The organism is Algirhabdus cladophorae, assembly GCF_044772865.1.
Lineage (GTDB): Bacteria > Pseudomonadota > Alphaproteobacteria > Rhodobacterales > Rhodobacteraceae > Algirhabdus > Algirhabdus cladophorae.
In genome coordinates this window covers 664551-684517 of the sequence record NZ_CP173029.1, presented here as the reverse complement: position 1 = coordinate 684517, position 19967 = coordinate 664551, and the positions used below count along the sequence as shown (strand labels likewise).

The 19967-nt window shown below is 55.6% G+C and carries 19 protein-coding genes; 5 read left to right on the top strand and 14 right to left on the bottom strand.

Features of this window, described 5'->3' with window-relative positions; translation table 11 throughout:
* The first annotated feature begins 2 nt into the window (after nucleotides 1-2).
* The 3 genes from ACIRQ6_RS03305 to ACIRQ6_RS03295 all read left to right on the top strand — a co-directional run bounded on the left by ACIRQ6_RS03305 (nucleotide 3) and on the right by ACIRQ6_RS03295 (nucleotide 2745).
* Nucleotides 3-971, top strand: coding sequence for an ABC transporter permease (locus ACIRQ6_RS03305; RefSeq protein WP_420862715.1), 969 nt, complete (start codon nucleotides 3-5; stop codon nucleotides 969-971).
* Between the two features lie 102 nt (nucleotides 972-1073).
* On the top strand, nucleotides 1074-1985 hold the full coding sequence (locus ACIRQ6_RS03300) for a sulfite exporter TauE/SafE family protein (protein WP_420862714.1): 912 nt from the start codon (nucleotides 1074-1076) through the stop codon (nucleotides 1983-1985).
* 1 nt (nucleotide 1986) lies between these two features.
* Nucleotides 1987-2745 (top strand): TIGR02186 family protein, encoded by a 759-nt coding sequence (locus ACIRQ6_RS03295; RefSeq protein ID WP_420862713.1) that lies wholly within the window; start codon nucleotides 1987-1989, stop codon nucleotides 2743-2745.
* Here the strand turns inward: ACIRQ6_RS03295 and ACIRQ6_RS03290 are convergent.
* From ACIRQ6_RS03290 to ACIRQ6_RS03265, 6 genes are all read right to left on the bottom strand, one after another.
* Nucleotides 2742-3473: an SDR family oxidoreductase gene (locus tag ACIRQ6_RS03290; protein ID WP_420862712.1), complete on the bottom strand. Its 732-nt coding sequence runs from the start codon at nucleotides 3471-3473 to the stop codon at nucleotides 2742-2744. The two genes, ACIRQ6_RS03295 and ACIRQ6_RS03290, sit on opposite strands and share 4 nt — an antisense overlap.
* Complete coding sequence (locus ACIRQ6_RS03285) at nucleotides 3470-4999, bottom strand: ATP-dependent DNA helicase (protein WP_420862711.1); 1530 nt, start codon at nucleotides 4997-4999, stop codon at nucleotides 3470-3472. Before ACIRQ6_RS03285 ends, ACIRQ6_RS03290 begins: the two co-directional genes overlap by 4 nt.
* Nucleotides 5000-5044: 45 nt before the next feature.
* Entirely contained in the window at nucleotides 5045-5683 is a 639-nt protein-coding gene (locus ACIRQ6_RS03280) for an acyl-homoserine-lactone synthase (protein WP_420862710.1), read from the bottom strand.
* A gap of 97 nt (nucleotides 5684-5780) precedes the next feature.
* Nucleotides 5781-6494 (bottom strand): helix-turn-helix transcriptional regulator, encoded by a 714-nt coding sequence (locus tag ACIRQ6_RS03275; protein WP_420862709.1) that lies wholly within the window; start codon nucleotides 6492-6494, stop codon nucleotides 5781-5783.
* A gap of 343 nt (nucleotides 6495-6837) precedes the next feature.
* Nucleotides 6838-8124, bottom strand: coding sequence for a crotonyl-CoA carboxylase/reductase (gene ccrA / locus ACIRQ6_RS03270; protein ID WP_420862708.1), 1287 nt, complete (start codon nucleotides 8122-8124; stop codon nucleotides 6838-6840).
* Between the two features lie 141 nt (nucleotides 8125-8265).
* Nucleotides 8266-9636 carry a 1-acyl-sn-glycerol-3-phosphate acyltransferase gene (locus tag ACIRQ6_RS03265; protein WP_420863840.1) on the bottom strand — a complete coding sequence of 457 codons (1371 nt, stop codon included), beginning with the start codon at nucleotides 9634-9636 and terminating at the stop codon, nucleotides 8266-8268.
* A 137-nt stretch (nucleotides 9637-9773) separates the two neighbouring features.
* Between ACIRQ6_RS03265 and ACIRQ6_RS03260 the strand changes: the two genes are divergently transcribed.
* Both ACIRQ6_RS03260 and deoD read left to right on the top strand, forming a co-directional pair.
* A complete protein-coding gene (locus ACIRQ6_RS03260) occupies nucleotides 9774-11753 on the top strand; it encodes a methylmalonyl-CoA mutase family protein (protein WP_420862707.1) in 1980 nt (659 codons plus the stop codon).
* Nucleotides 11754-11825: 72 nt separating this feature from the next.
* Nucleotides 11826-12530, top strand: coding sequence for a purine-nucleoside phosphorylase (deoD, locus tag ACIRQ6_RS03255; protein WP_420862706.1), 705 nt, complete (start codon nucleotides 11826-11828; stop codon nucleotides 12528-12530).
* A gap of 31 nt (nucleotides 12531-12561) precedes the next feature.
* On the opposite strand, the gene ACIRQ6_RS03250 is transcribed toward deoD, so the two are convergent.
* The 8 genes from ACIRQ6_RS03250 to ACIRQ6_RS03215 form a co-directional block, all read right to left on the bottom strand.
* The gene (locus ACIRQ6_RS03250; RefSeq protein WP_420862705.1) at nucleotides 12562-13404 is read right to left on the bottom strand and encodes an urea carboxylase-associated family protein; all 843 of its coding nucleotides are present in this window, start codon (nucleotides 13402-13404) and stop codon (nucleotides 12562-12564) included.
* A gap of 48 nt (nucleotides 13405-13452) precedes the next feature.
* Nucleotides 13453-15156: a calcium-binding protein gene (locus ACIRQ6_RS03245; RefSeq protein ID WP_420862704.1), complete on the bottom strand. Its 1704-nt coding sequence runs from the start codon at nucleotides 15154-15156 to the stop codon at nucleotides 13453-13455.
* A gap of 190 nt (nucleotides 15157-15346) precedes the next feature.
* On the bottom strand, nucleotides 15347-16126 hold the full coding sequence (locus tag ACIRQ6_RS03240; RefSeq protein WP_420862703.1) for a succinate dehydrogenase iron-sulfur subunit: 780 nt from the start codon (nucleotides 16124-16126) through the stop codon (nucleotides 15347-15349).
* Nucleotides 16127-16138: 12 nt separating this feature from the next.
* Complete coding sequence (locus tag ACIRQ6_RS03235; protein ID WP_420862702.1) at nucleotides 16139-16468, bottom strand: succinate dehydrogenase; 330 nt, start codon at nucleotides 16466-16468, stop codon at nucleotides 16139-16141.
* Nucleotides 16468-18273 carry a succinate dehydrogenase flavoprotein subunit gene (gene sdhA, locus ACIRQ6_RS03230; RefSeq protein WP_420862701.1) on the bottom strand — a complete coding sequence of 602 codons (1806 nt, stop codon included), beginning with the start codon at nucleotides 18271-18273 and terminating at the stop codon, nucleotides 16468-16470. The genes ACIRQ6_RS03235 and sdhA overlap by 1 nt, the downstream gene beginning before the upstream one ends.
* A 16-nt stretch (nucleotides 18274-18289) precedes the next feature.
* Nucleotides 18290-18661: a succinate dehydrogenase, hydrophobic membrane anchor protein gene (gene sdhD, locus ACIRQ6_RS03225; RefSeq protein WP_420862700.1), complete on the bottom strand. Its 372-nt coding sequence runs from the start codon at nucleotides 18659-18661 to the stop codon at nucleotides 18290-18292.
* A gap of 9 nt (nucleotides 18662-18670) precedes the next feature.
* Nucleotides 18671-19060, bottom strand: coding sequence for a succinate dehydrogenase, cytochrome b556 subunit (sdhC, locus tag ACIRQ6_RS03220; protein WP_420862699.1), 390 nt, complete (start codon nucleotides 19058-19060; stop codon nucleotides 18671-18673).
* 174 nt (nucleotides 19061-19234) lie between these two features.
* Complete coding sequence (locus ACIRQ6_RS03215; RefSeq protein ID WP_420862698.1) at nucleotides 19235-19963, bottom strand: DUF4344 domain-containing metallopeptidase; 729 nt, start codon at nucleotides 19961-19963, stop codon at nucleotides 19235-19237.
* Nucleotides 19964-19967: the final 4 nt, after the last annotated feature.

Here is a 19967-nt window from a genome sequence, read left to right as displayed (position 1 = left end):
CCATGGATTTTATGTCGATCTTGCAGGTCCTCGACAGCACCGTGCGCCTTGCGATCCCTCTGTTACTCGCCTGTCTTGCGGGTCTCTATTCCGAACGCGCAGGCATCTTTGACATCGGCCTTGAGGGCAAGATGTTGGGTGCCGCTTTCCTCAGTGCCGGCGTGGCTTATGTGACCGGATCTGCGTGGATTGGGCTGCTTGCCGGCATCGGCGCCTCCGTGGTTTTATCCGTGGTCCACGGGCTGGCCTCGATCACCTTTCGCGGCAACCAATTGATCAGTGGCGTGGCTATAAACTTTCTGGCAGCTGGACTTACGGTTGTGGTGTCTCAAAACTGGTTCGGCCAAGGCGGCCGCACCCCTGCTTTGATAGACAACGCACGCTTTGAAACCATCACCCTGCCCTTTGCAGACAGTCTGTCCGGCGTGCCGTTTATCGGACCGGTTTACGCGGAACTTATCTCGGGCCATACGATCCTTGTTTACGTGGCACTGGCCTTTGTGCCCGCCACATGGTGGCTGCTGTTTCGCACACGCTTTGGCCTGCGGTTGCGCGCTGTGGGGGAAAACCCCGAAGCCGTGGATACCGCCGGTGTATCGGTCGTAGGTCTGCGCTATGCGTCCGTCCTAATTTGCGGCGTTTTATGTGGTATTGCAGGGGCTTACTTGGCCACCGCGTTGCAAGCGGGCTTTGTCAAAGACATGAGCGCGGGTCGTGGGTTTATCGCCCTTGCCGCCCTGATCTTTGCCAAATGGCGGCCATGGTATGCCCTGTATGCCTGCCTGTTGTTTGGCTTTTTGCAGGCAATGTCCCTACGCCCCGACATCATCGAAGCCGTGTTCCAATTCAAAGTGCAGGCGCAATTGCTCGAGGCCCTACCCTTCATCCTAACCGTGGTGATCCTTGCTGGATTTGTCGGCAAGGCCATTCCACCGCGCGCAGGCGGCCAGCCCTACGTCAAGGAACGCTAGGACGCATTCGGCGGCAATTGTTCCGATTTGTCGCACCCCGCCCTCTAGGCATTTTAACCAAGCAGGCGTAGGCAGCGAACAAGCCTAGAAAGACCCTGCCCCATGCAAATTTACCTGCCTATCGCCGAAGTTTCGGTCAATGCCTTCTTGTTGCTGGGCTTGGGCGGAATTGTGGGCATTTTGTCCGGCATGTTCGGCGTAGGCGGCGGATTTTTGATGACGCCACTTTTGTTCTTTATCGGCATCCCACCTGCTGTCGCCGTAGCAACCGAGGCCAACCAAATCGTGGCCTCCTCCTTTTCGGGCGTGCTGGCCCATTTCAAACGCAAAACTGTTGATCTGCGCATGGGCACTGTCCTGCTGATCGGCGGCTTGGTCGGCGCAGCCCTAGGTGTGGTTCTATTCAACTATCTCAAGGCGGCAGGCCAAGTCGATCTGTTGGTCAAATTGTGCTACGTGGTGTTCCTCGGCGTGATCGGCGGGCTGATGTTTATCGAGTCGCTCAACGCCATCCGCGCTACAAAGCGCGCCGCCGCCCCCAAACGCAAGAAACACAACTGGATCCACGCGCTTCCGTTCAAGATGAAATTTCGCGTGTCCGGCCTTTATATCTCGGTCATTCCGCCAATCGTCGTTGGCGTTGTCGTTGGCGTTTTGGCGGCCATTATGGGCGTCGGTGGCGGCTTTATTATGGTGCCTGCGATGATTTACCTACTGGGGATGCCCACCAAAGTTGTCGTTGGCACATCGCTGTTTCAGATTATCTTTGTGACAGCTTTCACCACCATGTTGCACGCCACGACGAACTATACCGTCGATATCATACTGGCCGTATTGCTGCTGGTCGGTGGCGTCATCGGGGCCCAGATCGGCACCCGCATTGGCGTCAAAATGAAAGCCGAGCAATTGCGCATTCTTTTGGCGATTATGGTGCTGGCCGTCTGCGGAAAACTGGCGCTGGACTTGCTGTTGCAACCCTCCGAAGTGTTCTCAATCGGCGCAGGGGGACACTGATATGCTGCGATTTATAGCCGTTATTTGCCTGTTAATCCTGCCCGTCACTGCAGGCGCACAAAAGCTTGTCTTGGGCCTCTCCGAAGACGAAGTGGCGATCACCGTTAACTTTGATGGCAGCCAAATTTTGGTCTTTGGCGCGATCAAACACGAGGGCCCAACCGCGGCCGATGCGCCCCTTGATGTCATCATTACCGTGCGCGGCCCGAGTTTGCCCGCCACGGTCTACCGAAAGGACCGGATCATGGGGATCTGGGCCAATGCCGCATCAGTCGAGATAGACGCAGCCCCCAGTTTCTATGCAATTAGCAGCACGAAGCCGCTTGCGGATATCCTGACCAACACCGACGATCTGCGCTATCATATCACCCTCCCCACAGCGATCAGGTCCGTTGGAGCACCACAAAATATTCAAGATAGTCAAAGCTTTAGCGATGCGTTGATGCGTATTCGTACGGGTAATGGCCTCTATCAGCTCAACGAAGGGCAAGCCTCCATTATTGACCAAACCCTATTTCGCACCAACGTCAGCCTCCCTGCTAATTTGGTCGAAGGGGACTACACAGTTCGTGTGTTTCTTACCCAAAACAAGACGGTTTTGGCCGAGTATGAAACCGCCCTTGGGGTGCATAAACAGGGTCTGGAACGCTGGCTGTTTACGATGTCACGCGAACAGCCTTTTGCCTACGGGTTGATGGCATTGGCGATCGCCATCTCGGCGGGATGGGGGGCGTCTGCGGTGTTTCGGTTTATCCGTTAACCACGACCCACAAAGGGCATCTTGGTCGCCATTACTGTCATATTCTGCACGTTGGCCTCCAACGGCAGCGACGCCATGTGATAGACTGCGTCTGCGCAATGGCCCACATCCATCACCGGCATGGGGTCATTTCCAGCCGCAGCTTCGCGCTGGGCCAGGCCTTCGACCAAAGGCGTGCCTGCGTTGCCAATATCAATCTGACCACAGGCAATATCATAGGCGCGACCATCCATCGTGATCGTCTTGGTCAGCCCCCAAATTGCATGTTTCGTGGTTGTATAAGCGGCTGAATTTGCAGTGCGCGGCGCATGAGCCGAAAGTGAGCCGTTCATGATAATCCGGCCCCCTTGCGGGGATTGATGGCGCATCTGCCCAAACGCTGCTTTCGCGCAAATGAACATGCCAGTGATATTAAGATCCATCGTGGCTTTCCAATCCTTCAGATCGATTTCGTCCAGACTTGCCGCAGGACCAAACATGCCAGCATTGTTAAACAGCGTATCCAATCGGCCAAAGCGATCCTTGAACCGCTCAAAAACAGATAAAACAGCAGCTTCATCAGTCACATCACAGGGCAGAACCAACGCATTTTCGTGACCGCCGACCACTGCGGCCAGCGCGTCTTGGCGCCGTGCCACGACGCCCACACCCCAGCCTTGGGACAGGAACTTTTGCGCTGTTGCCGCACCGATGCCACTGCTGGCACCTGTAATCAAAATCGTTTTCATTCCAGTTCCTCCGACGTCAGGGTCAGGGCCGTTGGTGCAACGTTCAAATCATCCACGCGCAACAGGCCCGACGGCTTAGCCAAGCGGTTGCGCACCACCCAAAACAGCCGTTTTTCCGCCCGCGTGATCGCAACATAGGCCAATCGTTTCCACAAAGGTTGGCCCGCCTCGGTCCGGTTCATGCGGTTGGCCACAAACAAATCCGGGGCAAAAACCTGCACGTTTTCCCACTGCGATCCCTGCGCTTTGTGGATCGTCACCGCCGCCCCGTGCAAAAACGTAGCCCCCATACGGGCCGCGTATGGGATCAGCGGCTCTTCCTCATCAGGTTTTTCGATCTTCACAATTGACGCGGCACTGACCTGCGGATCTTCGGCCCCGATAACATGCAAACGCGAGAACCCCGGCTTGCGCCCCGGTCCCAGATAGACGACTTGCGCCCCTTTAATCAGCCCACGCGCCTCAAGATCGAGGCGCTTTTTTCGGTGCTTCATGGGCAGTTCTATACCGTCGCAAATCAGCGGCTCGCCATCCATCAATTCGTCCTCGGGTGCTCCATAGGCATTGCGAAACGCATTGATCAGCTTGATCCGCGTCACGTTGCGCCAGCACAAAACCGGCGAACGGGCCATCAGATCGCTTTCCACCCGCTGGGCCCAAACCACGCGGTCATCTTGGCGGGCTTTGTCTTGGACCATGTCTTCAAAGTCTTGAAATGTCAGGCTTTCATCAGCCAGCGCGTGTGCCAAATCCAAGATAGGACTGTCGTCCGACTGCCGGTGCACGCGGCTCAGCTCCAATTTGCGCGGGCCCTTAAGCTGATCAAAAACCATACTGCCTGACTGGTTCACAGGGGCCAACTGCGCAGGATCGCCAAACAAAAAGAGCGACGGGAAAATCTCCTGAAGGTCGCTAAATTGGCGTTCGTCCAGCATCGAACTTTCGTCGATGAACCCGATATCCAAAGGCTCTTCGCGGCGCTTCCATCCGGTGATGAAATCCGAGCCGCGCAAACCAGCCGCCGCCAAAGCCCCGGGAATAGATTTGTTGTTTTGATAAAACGCAAAGGCGCGATCCAGGGAGGCATCCGTCAGACCTTCGACCTCGGGGCGCGGGCCGCTTCCGGCCAGCCATTCCGCAATCTTTTCGTATTCGGGATCATAAACTGGCGTGTACAGGATCCGGTGGATCGTCGTGGCAGGCACCCCACGGTTGCGTAGGACCGAGGCTGCTTTGTTGGTCGGCGCCAAGATCGCCAAGGTGCGGCGATCCTTGCGTTTGCGCCCTTCATAATCGCCCGACACCACATCAACACCGGCATTTTCCAGCGCTTTGTAAAGTTCCGCCAGCAACAGGGTTTTGCCCGAACCAGCCTTACCGATCACAGCCATCACACCGCTGCCGGCCTCGCGCGGTGGCATCAAAAGCGCGTCGTCCAGATCAATACCCGAATGCCGCAACGCATCGGTTACGGCATCATAGGCCTCGGCCTGATCTTCTGAAAATTGCACGGCAAGAACAGTCATGAGGCAAGACTATCTGCCCGCCCCAGCCTGTACCACCCGCATAACCTATGCAGCGGCAGAAATACTCAGTTGTGCGGGCCTAAAAAGTGATCCAGCCAACCATTCCTTCGATGTTTCACGCGCGACCCCAACCCGGTTTAGGATATTGGGCCAAGCCTCGGACTGCATTTCCCACAGACCCACACCGATTTCTTCACGGCCCTCTCCAGACGTGGCAATTACATCAGGGTTCACACCATAAAGGCGATAAATACGTTCCATGCGCGGGTCAAAAACGCCGACAAAATGCTCTAGGCTGAAGCGTTCCATCACTTCACCTGCGCCCAAAACCAACGCAGCCGCAGTCTTGCGATCTGCGTCGTTGGACAGGCAGAACCGCGTGCATTCCCAAATCAAAGGGCTGCAAATCGTCTCGCCGTTTAGCATATGACCAAAATGATCGTTCACCATACATTCAGCCGTGGTGGGCAAAAACCGCATGGATCCCCCATGGCGGCCATCGGGCAAAGACCAGATCACATAGAGCGGGTTCAGGGCATCGTATTCATCACGCTCAAAACCGTTGGCATCAACATCCACATCCCATCCCAAGCGTTCTTTGAATTGGGCTGCACGATCACGAAACATCGTGTCACGTAGCAAAGGATATTGGTCCAATTGGTCGGCGTAAAGATAATGCAGCATGGATGGGCTCCTGTCCGTTGGCGATGACCAACTTTAGGATTTCCCTACTTTCCAGCTGCTTAGGCCCTAGACCGAGCGATTTACCGAATCCGGCACATCAGACGACAATCAGGCCTTCTTTGATCGCCCGCGCCACTGCATGAGTGGTATTCAGCGCACCCAATTTATGCCGCGCGCCTTCGACATAAACACGAAAGGTGTGTTCAGAAATGGTTAATTCAGCCGCAGCCTGCCCACGGCTCATGCCCTTGGCCAGCAGGGTCATGGCACTCAGTTCTCGCGGGGACAGGCTGGGTTTTTGCACATCTTCCGGGGTCAGTTCAAAATGCAACGCGCGCTTGTTGAACTCGTGGGCCAGGATCACCAAATCGCGCTGATTTTTGTCGATAAAGCTGTCCCATTCTTCGTCTGTGGCTGTGCTGTTAAGGGTGAAAACCGCAAACTGTCCACTGGGCCCACGCATCGGAATGCTGAGCCCCTGATTGCCCACGCCAAACGCCAAAGCATCGGCAAACATCGCTTTGGCCGCTTTCGCAGCCCAATCGAGGTCTTTCCAATTTACCGGGGTAAAGCGCTGTAAACACCCGATAATCACCGGGTCCATGCGCAAGTAGTCCATTTCCAAGTAGCGTTCGACCCAGGCCTCCGAATAGGTGCCTGCGCCGTAACGTTCGCCTTTACTGTTCACCCAATGATAGATGACATGATCTACACCGTAAATTTCACGTAGATCTTCTGTGCCGCGCTGAAGGTCTTCAAGCGTTGTTGATCGATCGATGCATTCGATGAACTGTTCCAGCCGGCTTCGCATTTACATTCGACCGCTGGGATTGACAAATTTCAGCATGTGCCAGAAGCTCGGCATCGATGAGATGCTCGGCCAATCGTGGCAAGTCATTTTCGGCTGCAAAAATCCGAAGATCAGCAAGAACATCTAAAATCCAATCACGTTTCATATGCAGTCTCTTTTCTAAAGGTTAACGACAAGTTAAATCAACTCTAGCACGATTAAACTTCCTAAAAAATTCGCCAGTTCACCCTCCCCAGAAATAGCGAGTTGGTCAAAAGTTAACCTACCGTGCGCAAACGAACGAGAAACAGCCGGTCCATTTCTGGAACCGGCTGCTCGATTGCACATCAACCAAGTGAGTCGCTTAGGACTTGGCGTCCAATACATCCTCTAGGGTCCGCAGGCCCGTTGTGGGCGCCTGGACCAGAACGGACATGTTTCCAGGCTTGTGTTCGTTGCGACGCATTTTCATATGGGCTTCGGGCAGATCATCCCATGGGAACACTTCAGACATGCACGGATCTAAGCGACGTTCGACCATCAGATGGTTCGCAGCTGCGGCTTGTTTGAGATGGGCAAAGTGGCTGCCCTGCAAACGCTTTTGGTGCATCCACATGTAGCGTACATCAAATGTCAGGTTATAGCCCGTCGTACCGGCGCAGATCACAACCATACCGCCTTGTTTGCACACAAAGGTCGATACAGGGAATGTGCTTTCACCGGGATGTTCGAACACCATGTCGACATTATTGCCTTTGCCAGTGATGTCCCAGATGGCCTTGCCGAACTTGCGGGCCTCTTTGAACCACTCGGCATATTCAGGCGTGTTCACTGTGGGCAGCTGCCCCCAACAGTTAAAATCTTTGCGGTTGATCACGCCCTTGGCGCCAAGGCTCATCACAAACTCGCGTTTGTCCTCATCACTGATGACGCCGATTGCGTTTCCGCCAGCCGTGTTGATCAATTGGATCGCATAGGATCCCAGACCACCAGAGGCCCCCCAGACCAAAACGTTTTGTCCAGGCTTCAAGTCATGTGGCTCATGTCCAAACAGCATTCGGTAGGCTGTGGCCAATGTCAGCGTGTAGCAGGCGCTTTCTTCCCACGTCAGGTGCTTGGGACGCGGCATCAGCTGTTGGGCCTGCACGTTTGTGAACTGGGCGAAAGACCCATCCGGTGTCTCATAACCCCAAATGCGCTGGCTTGGGGAATACATCGGATCGCCACCATTGCAGTGCTCGTCATCACCATCGTCTTGGTTGCAATGGATGACCACCTCGTCGCCAACTTTCCAACGCGTGACCTTATCGCCAACGGCCCAAACGATGCCCGATGCATCCGAGCCAGCAATGTGGAACGGCTGACCGTGGCCATCGAACGGGCTGATCGGCACACCCAGCGAGGCCCACACACCGTTGTAATTCACGCCAGCGGCCATGACCAAAACCAGTACCTCGGTGCTGTCCAAGGTTGGCACATCCACCACTTCCTTTAACATCGCTGTGTCCGGCTCGCCGTGGCGTTCTTTGCGAATGGCCCAAGCGTACATCTGCTTGGGCACATAGCCCATCGGAGGGATCTCACCCATTTCATACAAGTCCTTTTCAGGCGCTGTGTAGGTGGGCTGGTTGGTTTCGCCATCAAAAGCCATGGGAGGTTTCCTTTATACTGTAAGCATCGCATTGCCGCGCTGCAGAATCGCGCTTCTGCGCCTGTGATATAATTGCTCACGCAACTTTACAATATAAATAAACGCATTTTTGTAATTTTATAACCCAGCAGATGCAGAATATTACACTGCATGCGCAGAAATCACCCTCTCGATCGAGTTGGCATAGTACTGTGCTGCCGCTTTTTCTGCATCGGCCACAGCAATGCCCGCCCCATCCTGCTGGCATATTTTGCGCGCGACCAAGGCCCGAACTCCTACCTCCACGGCATAGCTGACATCCCCACGAGGCAAATGCACATGGGCCGATTGCATATTTGTCAGGATCGCTTGCACCTCTTGTTCAATCTGCTGTTGCGAGATTGGCTCCGCATGCCGCAACAAAACCGTCGCCACCAAGGGCACCGGCAAAACCGGCATCACTTGATTGATCCGCTCCATCATCTCCTGACCCAAGGCGTCCACTGCATCCGTGCCGTGCTCAGTCTGAAACGCCGCCAACGACAGTGGTTTACCAAAACTCACACTGGCATAACCAAACCGGTAGAACCGCCCAGTAATCCGCAACCACAACTGGCGCAGGGTAAAGCCCGCAACAACACTGATTTTGGCGCGGAACCGCCGCGTGCCTTCTTCGCCTGCTGCGATCAAAACGCGGTCTTCCAGGACACGGTCGTAATTCAACGCGACCGGCACGAACACCACGTCCCGCCCCTCAGGGTCAAAATCATCAACGATATAACTTAGCAAACCCAGCTTGGGCGGCGCCGTGCGCCCATCCAGACTGAGGCCGCCTTCGGGGAATACCGCTTGGGTCACGCCACCTGCCGTGGCCAGTTGCACATAACGGGCCAAAACCCGGCGATACAGCTCGCCCCGGGATTTGCGCCGAATAAAATAGGCCCCCATAGACCGGATCAACCGCGACAGCGGCCAAACCCGCGCCCATTCCCCCACAGCATAAGACAGGGCCGAGGCCCGCGCGGCCAAATACGTCACCAGCACATAGTCCATGTTGCTTCGGTGGTTCATGATAAAGACAACCGTCGCCTCTGGCCCAATCTGACGCAACGCATCTGCATCCACATGACCCAACCGCACACGATAAAGCGCATTGGCCAAAAACTTGGCCACCCGCGTACCGATCCCGAAATAAGCCGTGGCGCTGAATGATGGTACGATCTCGCGCGCATAGCTTTGCGCCTTCTCAAAGGCCACTTGTTCAGGCACTTTTTCGCTGGCCGCATAATCAGCCACAGCGTTGATCACCTTTTCATCATAGCACAGGCGCTGGATCATATCGTGACGCCGCGCCAGCTTGAACGGCTCAATCGGGCGTGTCAGCTTTTCATTCACTCGGGCCACAACCCGTTCGGCCCGTTTGCGAAAAAACCAGCGCACAGATGGGCCGATGACATGCGTTAAGGCCGTCACCGCCGCAAACAACACCACAATCACCAAAGCCCAAACGGGCATTTCCACTGTTCCCAACATAGCCGCACAGTCGCAGGCTTTGGACCATTGGTAAATGACCCCATGCCGCAATGCAGCGAATTGACAGCGCCATTTTGTTGCGGTAGTCACCTCCTTAACGTAATTAAATTACTCAAACTGAGTCGGAAGGTGCCCCTATGTCGCAGTCGCAGCAAAGCCCGCAAAAAGATCGTCCTTGGCTCTTTCGGACATATGCTGGCCACTCGACTGCCAAAGCATCAAACGCCCTCTATCGTGGGAACCTTGCCAAGGGGCAAACAGGCCTGTCCGTGGCCTTCGACCTGCCCACCCAAACTGGCTATGACAGCGACCATGAACTCAGCCGGGGCGAGGTCGGCAAAGTTGGCGTGCCCGTCGCACATCTTGGCGATATGCGCACCCTGTTCAAGGACATCCCTTTGGATCAAATGAACACCTCTATGACAATCAACGCAACGGCCCCGTGGCTGCTGGCCCTTTATATTGCCGTAGCCGAGGAACAAGGCGCCGATGTATCAGCCCTGCAAGGCACTGTGCAAAACGACATCATCAAAGAATACCTATCGCGCGGCACCTACATCTGCCCGCCCCAGCCGAGCCTGCGCATGATCACCGATGTGGCCGCCTACACCCGCGAGCACCTTCCAAAATGGAACCCGATGAACGTGTGTTCCTATCACTTGCAAGAGGCCGGTGCGACGCCTGAACAAGAACTTGCCTTCGCCCTCGCCACAGCCACCGCTGTGCTGGATGATCTCAAGGACAAAGTCCCCGCCGAACACTTCCCTGCCATGGTGGGCCGCATCAGTTTCTTTGTGAACGCAGGCATCCGCTTTGTGACCGAGATGTGCAAAATGCGCGCCTTTGTGGATCTGTGGGACGAGATTTGTCGCGAAAGATATGGCGTAGAAGACCCCAAATTCCGCCGCTTCCGCTACGGTGTCCAAGTAAACTCCCTTGGCCTAACTGAACAACAACCCGAAAACAACGTCTACCGCATCCTGATCGAAATGCTGGCCGTGACCCTGTCCAAAAACGCCCGCGCCCGCGCCGTGCAATTGCCCGCGTGGAACGAGGCGCTTGGCCTGCCCCGCCCGTGGGATCAGCAATGGTCCTTGCGCATGCAACAAATCATGGCGTTTGAAACAGACCTTTTGGAATATGACGACCTGTTCGACGGCAATCCCGCAGTTGACCGCAAAGTAGAGGCGCTCAAAGACGGCGCACGGGCGGAGCTTGCCACAATCGATGCTATGGGTGGTGCCAATGAGGCGATTGAATATATGAAATCCCGTTTGGTCGAGGCAAACGCGGACCGGATCAGCAACATCGAAGGTGGCGAGACGACGGTGGTCGGCGTCAACAAGTTCCAACAACACGAGGAAAGCCCGCTCACCGCGGGCGACGAGGCGATCATGGTCGCGGACAAAGACGCTGAAGCCGATCAAATCGCGCGGCTGGACGCATGGCGCGCAGCCCGCGACAGCCAAGCCGTTGAAACCGCTCTCGCTGCTGTGCGCCAAGCCGCCAAAACCGGTGAAAACATCATGCCCGCCACCGTTGCCGCCGCCAAAGCCGGGGCCACAACAGGCGAATGGGGCGATGTGGTACGTGCCGCCTTCGGGCAATATCGCGGCCCCACTGGGGTCAGCAAAAGCCCATCCAACCGCACCGAAGGCTTGGACGACATCCGCGAGGCCGTGAACACGGTCAGCGACCAATTGGGCCGACGCCTGAAATTCCTTGTGGGCAAACCCGGGCTCGACGGGCACTCCAATGGCGCGGAACAAATTGCCGCCCGTGCGCGCGATTGTGGCATGGATATCTCTTACGAAGGCATCCGCCTCACCCCGGATGAAATCGTCCAAGCGGCCCAGAACGACGCGGCCCATGTGGTGGGCCTGTCGATCCTCAGCGGCTCTCATATTCCTTTGATCCAAGACCTGATGGAAAAAATGCGCAATAACGGTTTGGGCCATATCCCGGTTGTCGTGGGTGGGATCATTCCCGAGGACGACGCTGAACAACTGCGCGCCATGGGCGTGGCCAAGGTCTACACGCCCAAAGATTTTGAACTGAATGTCATCATGAGCGACATCGTCGATCTGGTCAGCCACCACAGCCTTGCCGCCGAATAGCGATTTACCCACCCGCCAAAACATGCTTTTTCTTAGTGAAAATATCCAAACCCTCCAGAGGATACAAAAAGCATGACCATCCATATTGGCGCCGCAAAAGACGATATCGCTGAAACTGTTTTGATGCCTGGCGATCCCTACCGCGCCAAATGGGCGGCCGAGACGTTCCTGACAGACGCCAAACTGGTCAACGAAGTACGCGGCATGCTGGGGTTTACCGGCACTTGGAACGGCCACCGCGTCACGATCCAAGGGTCTGGCATGGGCATGCCGTCCCTGTCGATCTACGCCAATGAATTGATCACTGAATACAACGCCCAAACCCTGATCCGCATCGGATCTTGCGGCGCGATGCAAAACGACGTGGCCATCCGTGACGTGATACTCGCCCAATCCGCCACCAGCTTGTCGACCCCCTCACGCGGGATTTTCAAGGAAATCAACTTTGCCCCCTGCGCCGACTTTGACCTGTTGCACAAAGCTTATCATGCAGCCGAAAAACTGGATGTGACCACGCATGTGGGCGGCATTTACTCGTCCGACGTCTTTTATGATGAACGCCCCGATTTGACCGAACAAATGACCCGCCACGGTATTTTGGGCGTCGAAATGGAAGCAGCCGAGCTCTACAATCTGGCCCACCGCCATCAACGCCGCGCTTTGGCAGTTCTGACCGTTTCGGATCACCTGCTGACTCACGAAGCCCTCCCCGCGGATCAACGCGAGAAAAGCTTTGGCGACATGGTTGAGATTGCCCTGACAGCTGCCTTCATCTAACCGCCCGAAACGGGAGATGTGCACTCAATACCTAAGCGCCGTGGCTGCCATCATAGGCATTCAGCGCAGGCGCCGTCCAACCGGCAACCGGATCCTGAGGCTTGAACACCTCAACCAATAGCGGGTGGCAGCGGGCCACATCACTGGAATGCTCTGATGAACAATCGCCCCCCGGACAGGCACTCAGCCCCCCTAGCAAATCAATCTGTGCGAAAAATTCGATGTAATCCCCGGGCCGTACCGGGCTGGCTTTCATAAAATATTGGCCCGTGTCACGGGTAAACCCGGTGCACATAAAGACGTTCAACACATCATGCACCAACGGTTCGGCCTCGGCCAAACTGATCCCTTGATGATCTGCCAAAGCCCGGGTTAAATTCGAATGGCAGCAGTGGTGATACTGCCCCCCACCAGACAACAGCGCGTGGGTGTACGGATCACAGCGCGTGCCAATCACGTCATGCACAGAACCGCCAAAGGTGTCGATGCCATACCATTCCAAGGTGTCATGGACCACAGTTGCCATCGGTCTAAGCTGCGGAAAGGACGACCACATATGATCCCGCGTCGTCAAATGCGTGCCATGTAGCGCGCGGGTTTTGCCCGAATAAAACCGCTCGGCCAAGTTCGCGGCGTTCCATAGGTTCAAATCCCCAACCTGCGGACCTTCAATCGAGGTGATCCGGAAAAAATGCCCTGCAGGCACCTCAAAACAGGCCGCATCCCGGGCAGGTACTGTGACACTGTCCACCAATTCAGCCTCAATACGCGCCTCACGAAACGGGTCTAAATCGACAGGGGCTAGACTATCCGGGGGATAGCAAATGACGGGTTCGATCAAACGACGCGCGGCGGCATCTAGGGGTTCGGCCATAAAGGGGACCTCGTTGGTTACAGGTTCCGAAAGGCTAGTAGTCTGCAGTTACGAGATCAAGTCGATGGCACCGCTTAGGGCCTCCAAATCACTGACATCCCGCAAACGGATCTGATCCTCAGATGAAAACACGAAAACCACGTCGTCGCTCTGTATTTCAGCAAAATTGCTCACCACTTGGCGCGCAGTCAATCCACCACCCCAGATGTCCGCATCCAGCCAAAGCGCCTCTGTCGCCAGATCGAAATCCAGAATTTCATCGCGGCCATCCCCGGACCTAAAAATGAAAACATCCTGACCCGCACCACCGGTAAGCATATCATCCCCCTGTCCGCCAGTAAGCCGATCATCGCCGCGTCCACCGGTCAAAACATCGTTCTTTTGTCCGCCGTGCAAACGGTCATCACCCTGACCGCCGCGCAGTTTATCATGGCCATTGCCGCCATATAGCTTGTCCGCCCCTTCATTTCCCAACAGCGTATCACGCCCGCCTTGGCCTTCGATAATGTCTGCACCGTCCAGCCCACGTAGGATGTCGGCCCCATCCTCACCATACATTCGGTTGGTCTGGGCGGTGTCATCCAATCGATCCGCCCGAGCGGTTCCAATATAAGCGCCCTGAAAAATCTGCGCCTCAATCCCGTTGCCAGATCCGTCATTGGTGGTGCCCCAGGTCAAGACCATGTCACCGTTTTCTAAAATTGCACCTTGGGGGTTTTGTAAAGCACCGCTCGTCCCGGAATTGACCTGCGTCGCCGTCCCAACACTGAGGTGATTTGCATCAAACCGCTGGGCCTGGATGCTGTTTTCAGCGCCCTGCCACAGCACTGTATACCCCCCATCGGGTAGTGCCAAAACAGACGGCGTGATCTGATTGCCTTGCCCCGCAGCTGCCACGGCAAATTCAGCGCCCCACGCCAGACCATCCTGAGAAATTACACGTGCGTAAATGCCCGTATCCGTGCCCGGCGCGCCATCAGATTGCCAGACGACAACCACCTCCCCAGAGGCCAGTTGAACCATGCCACCATCCAATTGATCCCCATCAACCGTCTGATTTACCACAGATTCGCGCAAAACCTCGGCCCCCATGGCATCAAACCAGCGCGTTGCGATCCCAAAATCGCTGCCATCGATCCCGCGGGATCGGTACAACACGCCAAACCCGCCATTTGCCAAGGCAATGACCTGAGAATCAGATTGTGCGCCTGTGCTAAAGTCGTTGATCCGCAGCTCGGCCCCGATTTTTCTGCCATCCAAATCAAACCGTTGTGCATAAATGCCCATGTCCGATCCGTCACGTCCGAGGGCCGTGTAGCTCATCAACAGATCACCGTTCGCCAGCTGGACCGCCGAGCTATCAAAATGGACCTTTTGCGAGTTTGGCTTTGCCGCAAAAACATCCGGTTGCGCCACGCCACTTGCGTCAAACCTTTGGCCAAAAACCCCTAATGCCGATCCATAATGTGAACTGGTGTACGTCAGAAAAAAACCGCCATCCGCAAGGGCTACGACCTCGGCGCGGGTCTGCTGGCCCACCAAATCAGCCGTCAACGCCATCTCCGGCCCAGAGGCAAACCCAGCTGCATCAAAAAGCTGTGCACGCAGTTGCGCAGGCGCGCCAGATTGGTGGGTCCAAACCGCGACATAGCCGCCGCCCACCAATGCCGTGAGGTCTGCATCCATCTGCAGCCCAATCACAGTGCTGTTGACCACAAACAAGGGGGTCGCAGGGGTTAACCAAACGCTCAAGAATTTATCCGATACCCATAACGCGCCTGCCAAACATAATCAGACGCGCTTTAGGCATAATCCTGCGTTGTTAAGTTTTTCCTAAAATAGAAAAAGCGCGGCCCGAACTGGCAATGACGTCTCAAATCGGCATGAAAAAACCCGCGCACCAAAAGGGCACGCGGGCTGAATAAGACGCAAAGCTAGGGGTTTAGACGCTGCGCTCGACCATCATATGTTTGATCGATGCAATGGCTTTGGCCGGGTTCAGGCCTTTTGGGCAGGTCTTTGTGCAGTTCATAATCGTGTGGCAGCGATAAAGTTTGAACGGATCTTCCAGATCGTCCAAACGCTCGCCCGTGGCCTCATCCCGGCTGTCGATGATCCAGCGATACGCATGTAACAAGGCCGCTGGGCCAAGGTAGCGATCACCGTTCCACCAGTAGGACGGACACGATGTGGAACAGGACGCGCACATCACACATTCATAAAGACCATCCAGCTTTTTTCGGTCCTCAATGGACTGACGCCATTCCTTGGCCGGGCGGTTCGTTTTCGTCTCGAGCCACGGCATGATCGAAGCGTGCTGAGCATAGAAATGTGTCAGATCAGGGATCAAATCCTTGACCACAGGCATGTGTGGCAGCGGGTAGATTTTGACGTCGCCTTTCACCTCATCCATGCCATAAATACAGGCCAGCGTGTTGATCCCATCGATGTTCATGGCGCACGAACCACAGATCCCCTCACGGCACGAGCGGCGGAAGGTCAGGGTCGGATCAATCTCGTTCTTGATCTTGATCAGCGCGTCCAAAATCATCGGACCACAAGTATCCATATCGACGAAATACGTATCCACCCGTGGGTTCCGGCCATCATCCGGGTTCCAGCGATAGATGCTGAATTTACGGACGTTCGTCGCACCCGTAGGTTTGGGCCATGTTTTGCCCGTCGTCATTTTCGAGTTCTTAGGAAGGGTCAGTTGAACCATCTTGCTCTCTCCTTATCCCAGCAACAACACGCCGTTGTTGAGGATGCATTTCACTGTGTCGGGACGTTGGGCGATTTCCAGTACCAATTGAACGGTCTCGGGATCAGCGCCAGTTACACTGGCTTTGGCCACTTGGAAAATCTCGGTGCGGCTGGCGTTGTCGATAATGCAGTCTGTCACAGGCGCTGCATTCACGCCCGGAAACTGGCTTTGAACCACGTTATTGACGGCCGCTTTGGCTTGGCCTCGCACTTCGCGGTCGATCACTGCATCTGCCTCGGCACATGCACTGACCGCTAACAAAGCTGCCAAAGCCAAAAACCGTACCAGCCCATACTGCATCAGAACGTCCGCACTTTCGGTGCGATTCTCTTGGGGTCGATGCCGCCGTCATTGTGGCTGGTCAGCGGTTGCTCATGTACACCACGGAAGCCCAGCGACGCCTCGATCCCTTTGAAATGGATCAGTGAGTGCTTGCGCCAGTTCACATCATCGCGCTCGGCGTAATCCTCATGGGCATGGGCGCCCCGGCTTTCCTTACGGGCCTCGGCTGCCGTGATTGTCGCCACAGCATTGGGGATCAGGTTGGCCAACTCGAAGGTTTCCATCAGATCCGAGTTCCACACAAGCGACCGGTCCGACACGCCGATATCCTTGTACTTGCCAGCAACTTCATCCATCGCGCGCTTGCCCTCGGCCAATGTATCATTGGCACGGAACACAGCCGCGTCTTTTTGCATGGTGCGTTGCATTTCAAGGCGAAGATCCGCTGTGGGGGTGTGGCCTTTGGCGTAACGCAGGTTGTCAAACCGATCCAAAGACTTCTGAACGGAGGCCGCGTTTGGTGTCGGCACAGGTGCATCCGCATCCACAACCTTACCGGCGCGAATAGCAGCGGCACGGCCAAAGACCACCAAATCGATCAAGCTGTTTGATCCCAAACGGTTGGCCCCATGGACCGAAGCACAACCGGCCTCGCCCACAGCCATCAAACCAGGTGACACACGATCAGGGTCGCTGGCCGTAGGGGCCAGAACTTCGCCCCAATAATTTGTAGGAATACCGCCCATGTTATAGTGCACGGTCGGCAGCACAGGGATCGGTTCCTTGTTCAGGTTCACACCTGCAAAGATGCGCGCACTTTCCGAAATACCCGGCAGGCGTTCGGCCAGAGTTTCGGCTGGCAAGTGGTTAAGATTGAGGTGGATGTGATCCCCCTCTTTGCCCACACCGCGCCCTTCGCGGATTTCCATCGTCATACAGCGCGAGACGTAATCGCGCGGCGCGAGGTCCTTGTACTGGGGCGCATAACGCTCCATGAACCGCTCGCCTTCGGAATTGGTCAAATAGCCGCCTTCGCCGCGCGCGCCTTCGGTGATCAAACAACCCGAGCCGTAAATACCTGTTGGGTGGAATTGCACAAACTCCATGTCTTGCAACGGCAGACCCGCACGGGCCACCATACCACCACCATCGCCAGTACAAGTGTGAGCCGACGTGGCGCTGAAATACGCACGGCCATAGCCGCCAGTCGCCAACACAACCATCTTTGCACTGAACAGATGCAGCGTGCCGTCATCTAGCTTCCAGCACATAACCCCTTGACAGACGCCATCTTCGGACATGATCAAATCAATCGCGAAATATTCGATATAGAATTCCGCGTTGTTTTTCAGCGACTGCCCGTAAAGCGTGTGCAAAATCGCGTGGCCGGTCCGGTCAGCCGCCGCACAGGTCCGCTGCACCGCAGGGCCTTCGCCAAATTCAGTGGTGTGGCCCCCAAAAGGACGCTGGTAAATCTTGCCTTCTTCGGTACGCGAAAACGGCACACCGTAATGTTCCAACTCATAAACCGCCTTGGGCGCCTCGCGGGCGAGGTATTCCATCGCATCCGTATCGCCCAACCAATCCGAGCCTTTGACTGTGTCATACATGTGCCACTGCCAGTTATCAGGCCCCATATTCGACAAAGACGCAGCGATCCCGCCTTGGGCTGCAACTGTGTGCGAGCGCGTTGGGAACACCTTGGTCACACAGGCCGTGCGCAAGCCTTGTTCGGCCATGCCCAATGTGGCCCGCAGCCCAGCGCCGCCGGCACCAACAACAACCACGTCATATTCATGTGTCTCGTAATCGTAAGAAGCCATCGATCAAAATCTCCGGTTAAAGCGCAATACGCGCAATTGCGAACAGGGCTGTCGCGGCAGCCGCGTAACTCAAACAAATCATCGCAAGGATCAATACCTTGCCCAGTGTTCCATGCACATAGTCCTCGATGAGGGTCTGCACACCATTTTTGAAATGCATCATGCCGACTGTCAGGGTTAACGCCGCGACAATCGCCGGGAAAGGACGGCTGTAATAGGCGACCACCTCATCATAGCTCGACCCGTAAATCGGCGCGAAAGTGAACACAAAAAGCGGAACCAGGATCAGCAATGCAACGCTGCTGACGATCATGCTCCAGTGATGCGCTGTGCCTGTTTTGGCAGCGCCCAGGCCCGCAGCCCGCTTACGATCGGTCAAATAAGCCATATCAGCCCCCTAAATCACTGCTGCAACGATGGTCAAAAGCGTCAGCGCAAAGGATGCGATGATGACCCCGATGCCCATCGCCTCGGCCTGCTTGACCTCAAGGCCATACCCGCTGTCCCAGATCAAATGCCGCACACCGGCACAAAGGTGATACCACAGCGCCCATGCACTGCCGACCATCACCAGATCCCCAAACCAACTGGTCAAAACAGCATCGGCCACCGCAAAGTACTCCGCGCTGGTTGCAGCCGCCAAAAACCACCAAACGACCAACAGCGTGCCCAAAAGCAAAGCATTGCCGGTCAGGCGCGTGAGTATAGACGTCATAGAAGTCAATTGCGGACGATAAATCTGCAAATGCGGCGAAAGAGGGCGATTGCCCCGGTTCACATCGGCCATATTTGGTTCCCTTTGGCTGCGCCCCGGCGGCTAGACCAAGGCAGGCTTTCCATTACCATAGGCAATCAATTGGTAACTGTCACGTTAAGCAGAGGCCAAAAACCGCGCTTTTTTGCCCCAGTTTGAAAGAAAATCACGCTTGTGATCACAGGAATTCACCGTGTGATCACAAATTTACCAGTTTGCTTGGGCCGCCAAGTGACGGACAAATTCAACGCAATACGTGATGCTTTGATCGGCCGGATCGTAAAACGCATTGGCCTCATCGCAATAGGCGACACGGATCTCCAAGGTCTGCGGCAACGACATTTCCCCGTTCAAGGCCGCCACTTCCGCACTCAGAACTTCATGGGCCAGAACCGCATCCTCAGACCCGTCCGAGACATCCTTTAGTCGAAAACTGCGCCCGGGCCCCGCCGCAACCAATTCATCTAACACGGCACCCCAACTGCCTGCAGCCTGATCATATTCCTCAGGGCAGTAATCTGCGCGCTCTTCTGGCAGGCCCAAATCCTCAGCCACATCATCCCGTTCGTCGGGATTGGCGCCGTAAAACAAACAGACCAAGTTGTAATAGCGCTGCAAATCAGGCCCATGCACATCCCAATAGGCAGGCTCACCCATATCCTCAGCCTCGGCCTGAAACCCAAAGGCCGTGTCATAAGCCAGAGATACCGCCGCCTCTTCGTCGTAAAAGCCATCAATCATAAAGACCGACAAAACATCCGCTGCATCTTCTTCCTGACCGAAGATTGGCAAGCCAAGGATGTCGATCAGGGCATGACCCATCTCATGATAAAAAATGCCTAAGGTATTGGCCTCAATATAGGCCCGCGTCTCACTGTCATATTCCGCCACCGCAGGCGTTGCCGCCAAAAGCAAAGGGACCAAAAACCGTTTCATATTC